This is a genomic window from Paenibacillus sp. FW101-FHT12H11, from assembly GCF_058790355.1.
The window spans coordinates 318,610-330,635 of sequence record NZ_JBYTCO010000004.1; the positions used below are offsets into that span (position 1 = coordinate 318,610).

13 protein-coding genes are annotated in these 12,026 nt (G+C 49.3%); 7 read left to right on the plus strand and 6 right to left on the minus strand.

Annotation, left to right across the window (positions count from 1 at the left end; genetic code table 11):
* Positions 1-2: 2 nt before the first annotated feature.
* The 5 genes from AC3WTJ_RS14925 (at position 3) to AC3WTJ_RS14945 (ending at position 4,721) form a co-directional block, all read left to right on the plus strand.
* Positions 3-914, plus strand: coding sequence for a carbohydrate ABC transporter permease (locus tag AC3WTJ_RS14925; protein ID WP_127453624.1), 912 nt, complete (start codon positions 3-5; stop codon positions 912-914).
* A 123-nt stretch (positions 915-1,037) separates the two neighbouring features.
* Positions 1,038-2,057 (plus strand): LacI family DNA-binding transcriptional regulator, encoded by a 1,020-nt coding sequence (locus AC3WTJ_RS14930; RefSeq protein ID WP_492522440.1) that lies wholly within the window; start codon positions 1,038-1,040, stop codon positions 2,055-2,057.
* 31 nt (positions 2,058-2,088) lie between these two features.
* On the plus strand, positions 2,089-3,015 hold the full coding sequence (locus AC3WTJ_RS14935) for a carbohydrate kinase family protein (RefSeq protein ID WP_492522441.1): 927 nt from the start codon (positions 2,089-2,091) through the stop codon (positions 3,013-3,015).
* Between the two features lie 12 nt (positions 3,016-3,027).
* A complete protein-coding gene (locus AC3WTJ_RS14940; RefSeq protein WP_492522442.1) occupies positions 3,028-3,969 on the plus strand; it encodes an aldo/keto reductase in 942 nt (313 codons plus the stop codon).
* The gene (locus tag AC3WTJ_RS14945) at positions 3,966-4,721 is read left to right on the plus strand and encodes a sugar phosphate isomerase/epimerase family protein (RefSeq protein ID WP_492522443.1); all 756 of its coding nucleotides are present in this window, start codon (positions 3,966-3,968) and stop codon (positions 4,719-4,721) included. Before AC3WTJ_RS14940 ends, AC3WTJ_RS14945 begins: the two co-directional genes overlap by 4 nt.
* A 78-nt stretch (positions 4,722-4,799) precedes the next feature.
* Here AC3WTJ_RS14945 and AC3WTJ_RS14950 read toward each other — a convergent pair whose 3' ends face one another.
* Both AC3WTJ_RS14950 and AC3WTJ_RS14955 read right to left on the minus strand, forming a co-directional pair.
* On the minus strand, positions 4,800-5,249 hold the full coding sequence (locus AC3WTJ_RS14950; RefSeq protein ID WP_492522444.1) for a bactofilin family protein: 450 nt from the start codon (positions 5,247-5,249) through the stop codon (positions 4,800-4,802).
* Positions 5,249-6,250: a M23 family metallopeptidase gene (locus tag AC3WTJ_RS14955; RefSeq protein WP_492522445.1), complete on the minus strand. Its 1,002-nt coding sequence runs from the start codon at positions 6,248-6,250 to the stop codon at positions 5,249-5,251. Before AC3WTJ_RS14955 ends, AC3WTJ_RS14950 begins: the two co-directional genes overlap by 1 nt.
* 244 nt (positions 6,251-6,494) lie before the next feature.
* On the opposite strand from AC3WTJ_RS14955, the gene AC3WTJ_RS14960 reads away from it, so the two are divergent.
* Positions 6,495-7,706, plus strand: a complete 1,212-nt coding sequence (locus tag AC3WTJ_RS14960) for a YCF48-related protein (protein ID WP_492522446.1) — start codon at positions 6,495-6,497, stop codon at positions 7,704-7,706.
* 147 nt (positions 7,707-7,853) lie between these two features.
* Positions 7,854-8,834: a C40 family peptidase gene (locus AC3WTJ_RS14965; RefSeq protein ID WP_492522447.1), complete on the plus strand. Its 981-nt coding sequence runs from the start codon at positions 7,854-7,856 to the stop codon at positions 8,832-8,834.
* Here the strand turns inward: AC3WTJ_RS14965 and AC3WTJ_RS14970 are convergent.
* The 4 genes from AC3WTJ_RS14970 to AC3WTJ_RS14985 all read right to left on the minus strand — a co-directional run bounded on the left by AC3WTJ_RS14970 (position 8,831) and on the right by AC3WTJ_RS14985 (position 11,983).
* Entirely contained in the window at positions 8,831-9,559 is a 729-nt protein-coding gene (locus AC3WTJ_RS14970) for a polysaccharide deacetylase family protein (protein ID WP_164819546.1), read from the minus strand. The genes AC3WTJ_RS14965 and AC3WTJ_RS14970 overlap by 4 nt on opposite strands.
* 56 nt (positions 9,560-9,615) lie before the next feature.
* Entirely contained in the window at positions 9,616-10,122 is a 507-nt protein-coding gene (locus AC3WTJ_RS14975) for a hypothetical protein (protein ID WP_492522448.1), read from the minus strand.
* A gap of 24 nt (positions 10,123-10,146) precedes the next feature.
* Positions 10,147-11,328: an MGDG synthase family glycosyltransferase gene (locus AC3WTJ_RS14980; RefSeq protein ID WP_492522449.1), complete on the minus strand. Its 1,182-nt coding sequence runs from the start codon at positions 11,326-11,328 to the stop codon at positions 10,147-10,149.
* A 76-nt stretch (positions 11,329-11,404) separates the two neighbouring features.
* Entirely contained in the window at positions 11,405-11,983 is a 579-nt protein-coding gene (locus AC3WTJ_RS14985; protein ID WP_127453607.1) for a thymidine kinase, read from the minus strand.
* Between the last annotated feature and the right edge of the window lie 43 nt (positions 11,984-12,026).

The following is a 12,026-nucleotide window of genomic DNA, read 5'->3' on the forward strand; positions in this document are numbered from 1 at the left end:
ACGTGGGAAATGAATTCTATAAGCTCTCGGCAGGCGAGAAAATATTTAAGTTCGTTAATTATGCCCTGATTATTCTCCTGTGCTTGTCCATCGTGCTTCCATTTCTGAATATATTGGCGCTTTCCTTTAACGCTGGTAAGGACGCCGAAAGAGGAGGCATCTATTTCTGGCCCCGCGTATGGACACTGGAAAATTACCGTGAAGTGTTCACATCGGCTAATATCGGCAGAGCCTTTGCCATTTCTATATTTCGTACGGCTTTGGGTACGATTGCCGGCGTATTTCTATCCGCCATGGCTGCGTATACGCTAAAAAGCAAGACGATGCCGGGCGTCCGATTTTTTACGCTGATGGTTTTTTTTACCATGCTGTTCTCCGGCGGCATTATTCCTTATTACATGCTGCTCAAAAGCTTGCATTTGACGAACACCATCTGGGTCTATGTTCTTCCGGGCCTGTATAGCGCGTGGAATTTGATCATCATGCGGACGTTTTTCCAGCAGATCAGCATCAGTCTGGAAGAGTCGGCGAAACTGGATGGCTGCAGCGATTTCGGCATTTTCATGCGAATCATCATGCCGTTAAGTAAGCCTGTGCTGGCAACAATCTCCTTGTTTACGGCGGTGAGTCATTGGAATGACTGGTTCACAGGGGCTTTTTATGTCAGAACCGCATCGCTGAGACCGTTATCCACCTTGCTGCAGGAGATGCTAACCAAACAGGATGCCATTCGGGAGTCCCTGATGCAGGCGGCAGGCTCGTCCCAGTTTCAAATGCTCGAAAGGATACAGCTAACTGGTGATTCTCTGAAAATGGCGACGATTATTGTCGTTGTGGCGCCCATTATTGCGGCCTATCCATTTATACAGAAATATTTTGCAAAGGGAGCCATGATCGGATCGGTCAAAGAATAAACGGTTTGCAGCCGAATAATTGATGACCTTCGCCATGCCCAATGTGTGATAAAATGTATAAATATGGTTCTGTCGACGAACAGAGAAAATTGTTCATGTTGCGAGTAAGGAAGGATGATAATCATGGCGCCCAAAATCAAAGATGTAGCCCAAAAAGCGGGAGTATCCGTCACCACGGTCTCCAGAGTATTAAACGGAGAGAAGTACGTGAAGGACGATCTGAAGGCCAAAGTAAAACGAGCGATTGACGAGCTTGGTTATGCGCCCAGCCATATCGCGAGAAGTTTGGTACGGAAGAAAACGAACCTAATTGGCGTGATTGTTCCCGATCTAACCTCAAGCTTCTATTCGACGATCTTGAGCAGTATCGAGGAAACGGCGAGCTTGAATGATTACAACCTGCTGGTCTGCAACATTATCGAGGATACGGATAAAGAACTGAAATATTTGAATGTCTTTCATGAGATGCGTGTAGACGGCATCATTATTATGCATGAAAAGTTAAGTGAGGAAATTCGCAATTTCATTCATAAATTGGATATTCCCATCATTTTTTCTAGTGTAAGACCTGTCGATCATAAGTTTATTTCTGTCATTATCGATGATTACGAGGCGGCTTATGATGCGACCAAGTATTTAACCGAGCTCGGCCACGAGCGGATCGCTTTTATAGGCGGGGATATGCGAGACGTTACCTCAGGTCAGAATCGTTACGTAGGTTATCGGAATGCCTTGAAGGACCAACGTGTGAGAATCATCAACGACTATATCCGATTTGGCGACTATAAGACGCAAAGCGGATATGACATGATGAAGGAGCTGCTGGCCTGTGAACCTCGTCCTACCGCTTTATTTGCAGTGAGTGATGATATGGCAGTAGGCGCTATGAACTGTATTCATGACCATCAGCTTAAAGTCCCTGACGATATATCGATTATCGGATTTGATGGAAGCCAACTGACAGAACTTGTACGACCGCGGTTGTCCTCGATGGAGCAGCCCATTCAGGAGATGGGGAAAATTACGGTAAATACGATGATTGACATCATCTCGAATCCCGCCTCCAGTCCGCGGGAAGATTTGATACTGAAGCACAAGCTTGTCGTTCGCGATAGCTGTAAGATATATCCAAAAGAGAGATAGGCAGAGAACAGAGCGGAAGAGGGAGAGCGGCGTGAAGAAGTTTGATGCGGTAGTCATCGGCGATGTCAATATTGATCTCGTGGTAGTGGGCTGTAATCAAATCCCTCAACCTGGACAAGAAATTTTCGTAGATAACATGATGATGCATGTAGGCGGAGGCGCAGCTTTATTTACGATTGCATTAGCCAAGCTGGGGCTGCATGTCGCATTTGACGGTGTTCTTGGAAATGATGGCTACGGTCATTATATCCGGGAACGTTTTGCTGGATATGGTATCGATACCAGTATGGTCCGAACAAGCGGAACAAGTCGGACAGGGATCACGATAGCGATTAATCCCGAGCTGGATCGTTCATTTATTACCTATGTGGGATCCAATGCTGAACTGCATGTAGAGGAACTGGATTTAGGGCAAATCGCGTTAGGCAGACATGTGCATGTTACCGGCTACAGAGGGCGGCGCAACCACACGGAATTCGTGGCCATGGCTAAGCGATTAAAGGAAGCGGGGGCCACCCTTTCTTGCGATGTAGGTTGGGATGATACCGGAGAATGGTATTCGGGTGTTTTTGAGTTGATGCAGCATGTGGATGTTTTCTTGATGAACGAAACGGAGGCCCTCCATTATACAGGATTTGAGCGCATCGAGGATAGCTTAAGCTACATGTCGGGTTTCAGTCCTCATGTCGTCACCAAGCTTGGACCGCAAGGAGCGGCAGCGATGAAAGACGGTTTGCAAACGATGAGCCCAGGATTCCCGGTTGAAGCTGTTGATACGACAGGAGCAGGGGATTCGTTTAACGCCGGCTATATCTATGGTTTTTTGACGGGGCTGGATGTGGAGACATGCCTGCTATACGGCAATGTATGCGGAGCTTTGTCAGTTGGAGCTTACGGCGGCAGCACAGGAACGCCAGACCGTGAAGGGCTGGAAGCTTTTATCAGGCAAAACAGGTGAGGAGGATTCGGCATGCAGACTATGCACATACAAGGTGTAGACAAAGCCATTTCCCGATTGATCATGGGGACTGGGGATTTGAGGAAGTTAGAGGAACCGCAGAGGATGATGCTGGATGCTTATATTCGCGCAGGCGGCAATACCTTCGATACGGCACACCAGTATCGGAATAAAGAGGTTATTCTCGGCCAGTGGCTGGAGGAAAAGCAGCTGCGGGAGAAGGTTGTCATTCTCACGAAGGGCGCTCATCATGACGACGGCAGTCCCGGTCCTCGGGTGAATCCGCAGGCCATTCGCAAGGATCTGTTGGAGAGCTTGGACAGATTAGGCACGGATTATGTCGACTTGTACGCGCTCCATCGCGATGACCCTGATATAGCGGTAGGCCCGATCGTGGAAGAATTGAATGAGCACATTCAGGCATCACGCATCCGGGCTATCGGAGCTTCGAACTGGTCCTTTGGGCGTATTCAGCAAGCGAATGAATATGCTGCTTCCCATGGATTGATCGGATTTACATTCAGCAGCCCGAATCTAAGCCTTGCTAAGCCGAAAGAGCCCAGATGGGAAGGCTGTGTATCGGCTGATGCAGACACCTGCGCTTGGCATAGAGGCACTCAACTGCCGCTCCTTGCGTGGTCCTCGCAGGCTGGAGGTTTTTTCTCTGGCCAGTTTACGCCGGATAATCACGAAAATCCTGAAATGGTTAGGGTTTACTATAGCGATGACAATTGGGAGCGGTACCGCCGTGCGGCCAAACTTGCCGCGGAAAAAAACGTCAGCCCGATTCAAATTGCGTTAGCCTATGTGCTGAATCAGCCTTTTCCGACTTGTGCGATTATTGGTCCGAGGAATCCTGAAGAACTGCAATCATCGATTGAAGCTATGCATATTCCGTTTACGACGGAGGATCTTGCGTGGTTGAATTTAGAACGGGAGGATGCTGCGAAATGATTAGGCAGAAGCTGGCAGCCCAGTTGTATACGTTAAGAAACGAACTTAAACAGGATTTTCCGGGCGTGTTAAGAGAGTTGAAAAAGATGGGGTGGGCAGCCGTCCAAATCGACGGATTGCATGGGTATCCTGCCGCGGACATTGCGGCTGTCATGAAGGAAACCGGCTTGCGAACGGCAGGCATGCATGTAGGCTTAGAGCGGATGAAATACGATCTTGAGGCTGTATTGGAGGAAGCCAAATTATTCGATACGAGGGATTTTATCTGCCATTCCTTGCCGAATGGCCTGCAAAATCCGGAAGGCTACCTCAGCGTGCGCAACGATTTGCATCAAGTTGCTTCACAGGTAAGCGGCGCAGGCTACCGAGTCGGTTACCACAATCATGACTTTGAATTTCATACGACGCTGGATGGAAAATTTGCGCTCGAATATCTGCTGGAAGACCCGGCTGTTTATCCGGAAATCGATACGTATTGGGTCCAAAAAGCAGGTCAAGACCCGCTTTCTTTTATCAGCAACTACGCGTTCCGTATGCCGATTCTTCATTTGAAGGATATGACTTCTGACGGAAAACAATATTTTGCCGAGATCGGAACAGGACTCATCGATTTTGCGCCTATTCTGACATGGGGATTGCAAAATGGCGTTGAATGGTTCGCTGTCGAGCAGGATTATTGCCCAGGTAATCCAATGGATAGTCTGGCTATCAGTTTAGCCAACTTGTTAGAGCTGGAGAAGAAATTGGTTTAGGCCCTGTAATTCCCTTGGACACACACAAATAAGGACTGTCCCCCAAAGAAACTTTACTTCTTTGGAGGACAGTCCTTATTAATTTCCGCCCGAAGCAGCTTGCTGCTCGTTTTTCTGCTGCTTATGCGCCTGCGCGTCGATGACCTTGCCACCGCCGCTTTTGTCGCTCACGGCAGTGATCTGCATCGCGCTGCTGCCTTGGAAAATCCCGCCCTCCTGAACAATGAAGGAGCGGACATCGATGTTGCCCACCAGCACGCCGGAGCTGGTGACGAGGAGCTTGCCTTTGGTGTGGATGTTGCCTTTCACTTTGCCGGCAATGATGACGTCGCGCGCTTGGATGTTGGATTGGACGACAGCATTTTCGCCAATGGTGATGTCGCCTGCGCATTCAATGTCGCCATGCAGCTGGCCTTCAATACGAAGGCTGGCTTCGGACATGATTTTTCCTTCGCAGATCGTACTTGCCCCGATTAACGTGTCCGTTGTTTTCGTATCTATGCGCTTCGATTTCGAGCTTCCAAGCATTAGCGTTCATCCTTTCTATTGCTTATTAGATAAGGGGTGGGGTCAATGGGGACACGGTTTTTCTGTACCTCGTAATGCAGATGAGAACCCGTGCTTCGTCCTGTGGAACCAAGCAGGCCGATCAGTTGACCTTTTGTTACTGATTCTCCGCGTTTCACGAGCATTTTATTCAGATGCATGTAACCGGTTTGAATGCCACGCGAATGATCGACAATAATACGGTTGCCGTACTCATTGTCGAAGCTGGCTTCGATTACTTTGCCTGAAGCCGTTGCATAGACGGGATCACCTAACTCACCGTCGAGGTCAAGGCCCGTATGCATGGATGGCTTGCCTGTGAAGGGGTCTTTGCGAATGCCGAAACCGGAAGTAAGACTATGCGTGGTGATGGGCCAGAGGGTTGGCGTGATGCTGCGCAAATAGTCGGCTTCCTTCAATCGCGCTTCCGACTCGCTGAGATTCACAAGCAGTGCGTTGATATCCCCGACCAAGGAGGAAAGCCCTTGTTTGGTATTGCTCACAAGCTGAGTCACTTCCTGTGAAGTGACCGGGACCTCGTTGCCGCCAACATCCGAGTTGGAAGTAGAGTCACTTAATGCGGACAACTTTTTGCTTGTCCTGTTTGGTTCTTCTGATTCGCTCATTAACTGTATGACATGATCCAGTTTCTTAATTTCTTCGAGCTTGCTCTTAAACTCATCTGCTTGCTGGGATAAGTCAATCAAATTTGCTTGAAGCTGCTCAAGTTCATTATCTTTAAGTGTAATTTGATTAACTAGTTGGCGTTCTTGTCCATCGAACGTTCGCTGCAAGTTTTCTTTCGTTTGATGGGAGTAGGTATTCATAAAGTATATCGTGACAAAAAAACCAATCAGCACGAGCAGGATCACGCTAGGCACAATATACAAGCTACTGTGCGGCAGCTTAAATCTTACGGTACGGCGGTTGGCGCCCGGAATGATCATGAAGGTTAATTCTTTTTTACCCCAAATGAATCTCAACCGATCCTCTTCCTTTCCGTAATAAATGTCCCCCCTCCTTGATTGGATTGTATTCGAAAAGTAGAAGAGTCATGCCTAATTTATTAAATTGCAAGAATCAGCCAATGAATTACTTGATGCAGGACATACTAAATTTGGGTATACATTTGGGTGTAGGCAGGATGTCTCCGTTTCAACTTTTTTAGGGAAAATTACGTCTATAGGGAAGAGTAGCGCAGTACAAGAAGTGAAAGGAGTGATTAGGATGCTGAAAAAATATATACCTGTATTGGCGTTAGCTGCTATGACGCTCGCCGGATGCGAGTCGTCCGGAACGACGAACGGGGCTGTGAGCGTGTCCGATTCACCTCAGTCGACAGCGGCTGCAAGTTCACAACCAACGGCAGAACCAAGCGTACAACCGACGGATCAAACGACAACTCCCTCTGGCACACCCGTCTCCGGAACCAGTGATAAACCATCAAAAGTTGCGATGACGGGGGTGACGGCTGTTCGCTTGGCGGATGCCAAATCCGGCTGGATTGGCGGTAATGGGTGGATTGCACATACGGTGGACAGCGGTGCAAAGTGGCAGGTTCAATATGAAGGCAAAGGCGAAGTCAAACAATTGTTTGCTCTGAATGGGAAAGAAGCCTGGGCGAGTGTCGGGACGGAAGGCAGCTTGCTGAGCACTCAGGACGGAGGCCAACATTGGGCATCTGTCGGTCAAATGCCGAACGCCGCATTCTTTCATTTTGTATCGAAGGGGGAAGCGTTCAGCGGGAATGCACACACCGTGGATGGCGGCGTAAAATGGACGAATATGCCTGTACCTGAAGGTATTACAGGAGATGCTTATTTCCATGATGCCAGTAATGGTTGGGCCGTCAAGCAAGGAAAAGACACGGTGGAAGTGATGAGAACCCAGGATGGTGGGAAAACCTGGAACAACGTGATGTCCCGCAAAAGTGCCGCGGGCCTCACTGGCGCTGTCATTCGTTCCGCCGGAGCGAACGACGCTTGGATTGAGCTGATCGGGGAGTCAGGGATGACCCAAACCTCGTATTCCTTGTTCCACACGAAGGACGGCGGGAAGACCTGGCAGACGGTGCTCGCGAACAGCACCGCTGGAGGCGGGCCGGCCCCCGGAATCCCTGCAGGGGATACCGCAGGTCCGAAGAACACGGGCTCGAAGCCCGGGCCGCTCTACGTCGTAAGTCCCGACGTAGCCTTCATGGGCGGCCAATGCCCGAGCTGCGACAAGCCGAACTCCGTCGGATGGACGAAGGACGGCGGCAAAACCTGGGTGAACGGCAAAGAGACGTTCACCGGCTACGGCGAGCTTCTGCTGGGCATGGCAGATGCGAATCAAGGCTGGCTGATCACGAATGACCATGAGCAGCGGGGCGTGATGTACACCACCGGCACAGGTGGTGTGAACTGGACGAAGGCGCATACCTTCGATGCGCCGAAATAACAAAAAGCCTTACCGGAAGCTGATGGCTAACGGTAAGGCTTTTTCTCATCCATGAAATTCCAATCATTACGACCCCCTAACCACGGAGGTAGTGTTAGAATGGTATGTAGAGACTTGCTATATCTGCACATACACAGGAGGTCAGACATGCTAGCCCCTAAATATACGATTTCTACATTAGTCATCGCACTTGCCGTACTTATTGGGTTTACGGTGAAAAATCCGGAAAACATGGCGCTGAACGCGACATTGACGAATACGAACGATCATCAAACCATACCAAAAGAACCGGCACAATCAGCCGAATCGGCGACGCCGGAACCAACCCCCTCGGCAGCACCTATAATAAAAAGTACGATAGAGGCAACACCTTCCACGCCATCTCCGATGCGGACAGCGAAGCCAATAGCGAAACCATCAACGACGCCAAAAGCAGCAGCCTCAAGCTTATCGCCACCTGCGACTCTACCTGGTGAAGGGGAGAGTCTCCCAGCGGCGACACCTGTTGCAACGATAGAAGCACAAGAAAACATGGCACCGCAGGCAAGCCCGACACCGACAGTGGTCATAGCTGCGACGCCTTCAATAAAGCCTGCGATCGAACAAGTTCGAGAGGGAGATGACCCTGTTCCGGGTGTGAAGAAGGTGAATCTCGCCTCCGCCGAAATTGTGAAAATCAAAGAACAGTACGAACAAAAGGCGGCTTCCGATAGCAAGGATGAAATGTGGAAACGTAAAGCCGACCCTCTCATTATCGAAGGAATGAGCTTCCTTGGTACCCCTTACGTACTCGGAGCGAAGGGAGGCCAAACCAATGCGTTCGACTGTTCTTCCTTTGTCCAATATCTGTTTTCGGCCCAAGAGGTAAGCTTGCCTCGTGATACAGGTCAGCAAAGTGAACGAGGGACCGAGGTGTCCATGGGCGAATTGCGCGAGGGAGATCTCTTGTTTTTCACGACGCCCAAGCGCAAAAACAAAGAAGGTACCGAACAGATCGGCCATGTGGCGGTCTATATAGGCAATGGACTTATCCTGCATACCTTCCGTTCCGGCATCGGTGTAACGGTCTCGGAGCTGGATGCCGTTTGGAAAGATCGTTTTGTTAAGGCCAAGCGTGTGCTGTCTTAATGAATTTTCGCGGGGATGGCCTTGTTATAGCCCAGAAGCTCCGATACGGTGATTAACTTGTATCCCCTGTTTTTTAATTCAGGCAAAATAATCTTCAAGGCGGCGATGGTTTGCGTCGGGCCTTCAATATAGTCATGAAAAAGAACGATGTTCCCATTTTTTGCATTTTTCAGTACCGTGTTCACAATCCGATTGACCCCCGGTGTATCCCAATCCTTCGTATCCAGCTGCCAGCTCCACATGATCATTTTGTAGCCTTCATCTTTGACAACGGACACAAGACGTTCGTTGTAGAAGCCCCCAGGCGGACGGAACAATTGTGACCGCTGCCCTGTTTTTCCAACAATCAGATCCTCCGTCGTATTCAGCTCTTTCTTGATATTGGTGTTCCGCCCGATGTAGGCATGGCTGTATGTATGATTAGCAATCTCATGACCTTCTCGGGCTGTTTGTTCCAGCACATCGGGATAGAGCTGAATTTTGTTGCCGACGACGAAAAAGGTTGCCTTCGCGTCATACTGCTTTAGCAGTTCCAGAACTTGCGCCGTATATTTAGGATGCGGTCCGTCATCGAAAGTAAGGGCTATTACCTTCTCATCCGTATTCACTTCCCAGACAATTTCTCCACGGTTTTCATAGTAGCTGCGGTCTTTCTTAGGGGCGGCGCTGGCTGCTAATGGCTGCATCAAAAACAAGCAAATACACAAAGCTGCAATGATTCTCATGATGTCTCCTTCGTTGATTTGGTACAAGTAGCGTTTCCAATTCTCCTGAAAGGAATTCAAGATTTCGGCGGTCCACTTCCGTTTTCACTGCCATTGCCATTTCCGTTCCCGCCTGTCGTTCCATTTCCATTGAAAAAGGTCGTCGTAAGCGCCTTGATCTTTTCCATAAATTTACCATATCCGTAACCGGTCAAAAAAGCGATAGAAATGCGTGCGGACATGGAATCGCCGACCTGCAGCAGCATGATGCCGCTCTCGAACAAGACGATGGTGATGATCGCTGAGCCGAAACAGAGGATAGGCCGCATGAAGTACCAGTACATCCACTGTGAAGTCAGGTCGTGATAATGTTCGTGGAACATCCTGAGGCCGTATAAGGCTCCGCCCAAGGCGCCGGCAAAGCCAAAACAGGCATATTCATGATATAGGCTTACGTCAATGCCTAACAGCTTCCCCTGAACGGACCCGCTGCCGAGTACGGCCATCATCCAGAGACTGCCGATGAACCATGCGAGCAAATAAACAAAGATCGCCTGCTTACCGAATCGTTTCAAGGGGTCCAAAAAAAATCACCGCCCTATACATGGTTAATACCATTGTATGAGCGGTGTTGTTGATGATGCCTGCCGATAGGGGCGTTGATCGGATAACTTTAAGTATTGAATGATCGCTCTGGAGCAATCTTGGGCGCCGAATTTCTGATGCTTGCGGATCGTGATGCGGCGTTTCGAAAGCTCGGGATACTGCTCCAGCAACAGCTTGAACCAGTGATCGACCATTTCGAGCGATGTAATCATTTGACCGTAACCTTGATCCTGAAAATATTGGCAATTCATTTCTTCCTGTCCGGGTATGGGGCTGTAAAACAGCATCGGAATGCCTTTGGCCATAGCTTCGGTGCAGGTCATCCCGCCAGGTTTGGTGATCAATAGATCCGAAATGTCCATTAGTTTATTAATTTCATTGGTATACCCGATCAGATGGATATTCGGCTGCCGGAAAATCTCTTCCTCTAATAGCTGCTGGCGCGCTTTCTCGTTCGTCCCGAGACAGATGAGAAGCTGTATCTCCTTGCTCCAGCTGGCTAAATACGTTAACAACTCTTCTTTTTCTTCCTTCTTAAAAACACCCCAACCGCCGCCCATCACCATCACTGTAGGCATGGCGTTAAGCCCGAACTGCTTGCGGGTCTGCACTTTGCTATGCTCGAGATGGAAGTCAGGGTGGACGGGGATGCCTGTAACTTCGATGTTCGTCTCCGGTACGCCGCGTGCGATGAGGCGTTCTTGCACCTTCGGCGTTGATACCAGGTACTTGTCTACCGCAGAATCAATCCAAGCGCCGTGGACATCGTAATCGGTGATCACGGTGAACAGAGGCACCGTAAGTCCGGCACGTTTCAAACGTGAAACGATCGCGCTTGGAAAGGGGTGCGTACACACGATAATATCCGGCTTGAGCTGTTTGATAATCGCTTTGGTTTGGGAATAAAACATCCGGTGCAGGAAGAGTCCTGCAAAGCGGCCCAGCGACTTTTCATATTGATTGCGGTAAAGCATACCATAGAGTTTGGGTTGTGAAGTAACCGTGCGGCGGTATGCCGAGAAGATCCAAGGTGCAAGGGTAGGGTGCAAAAATGCGCCGAGCTCAAGAACGCGTGTAATAATTTCCGATGAGTTTTGTCTCAACTCAACGGAAAGTGCGTGTGCAGCTTGTGTATGACCTTTCCCGAAGCCCTCAGATAAGAGCAAAATCCGTTTTTTTCGCAAGGAACTCACCTTTCTTTGACAACCATATCAATCTTATTCGTAGATTAGACGTAATTTGCGGGGAAATCCCTGCAAGTTACCCGTTAAGCGTTGCTTTCAGCTTGGATGCGTAGCATTTGCGGCAGACGGGAACATAACTCTCATTGCCGCCGATTTGAATCTGCTCGCCATGGAAGATAGGCTCTCCGTCTTTGCAGCGCATGTTCATGATGGCTTTCTTGTCGCAGTACCAGCAGACCGTTTTAATTTCCTCAATCGTATCCGCCGCTGCAATCAATGCCATGCTTCCTTCAAAGAGTTGCCCCATGAAGTCCGCCCGCAAGCCATACGCGATAACAGGGATGTTCAAGTCATCAACAATCGTAATCAATTGCGCGACCTGCCCTTTGGTTAGAAACTGTGCCTCGTCCACAAGAATACAGTTCGGAGACTCTACTTGCGCCAGTTCAACCATGTCCAAAGTATCGTCTACCACAATGGCATTTTTTTGCATGCCGATTCGGGATACGACCTTGCCAACACCAAAACGGTCATCAACGACGGATGTCAGGAGGAGCGCTTTTTTACCTTGTTCTTCATAATTATGCGCAACGCGCAGTACTTCAATGGATTTGCCGCTGTTCATCGTACCATAACGGAAATATAATTTTGCCAACCTGGGCCAGTCCCCTCTGAAGATCTAGGATCGAATGGATGTA

What these genes read in the sequence shown, in the direction of transcription:
- AC3WTJ_RS14960 (WP_492522446.1), top strand. Translation starts at nt 6,495, where the DNA reads ATGCTGAAAAAATATATACCTGTATTGGCGTTAGCTGCTATGACGCTC.
- AC3WTJ_RS14930 (WP_492522440.1), top strand. Translation starts at nt 1,038, where the DNA reads ATGGCGCCCAAAATCAAAGATGTAGCCCAAAAAGCGGGAGTATCCGTC.
- AC3WTJ_RS14940 (WP_492522442.1), top strand. Translation starts at nt 3,028, where the DNA reads ATGCAGACTATGCACATACAAGGTGTAGACAAAGCCATTTCCCGATTG.
- AC3WTJ_RS14945 (WP_492522443.1), top strand. Translation starts at nt 3,966, where the DNA reads ATGATTAGGCAGAAGCTGGCAGCCCAGTTGTATACGTTAAGAAACGAA.
- AC3WTJ_RS14965 (WP_492522447.1), top strand. Translation starts at nt 7,854, where the DNA reads ATGCTAGCCCCTAAATATACGATTTCTACATTAGTCATCGCACTTGCC.
- AC3WTJ_RS14950 (WP_492522444.1), bottom strand. Translation starts at nt 5,249, where the DNA reads ATGCTTGGAAGCTCGAAATCGAAGCGCATAGATACGAAAACAACGGAC.
- AC3WTJ_RS14970 (WP_164819546.1), bottom strand. Translation starts at nt 9,559, where the DNA reads ATGAGAATCATTGCAGCTTTGTGTATTTGCTTGTTTTTGATGCAGCCA.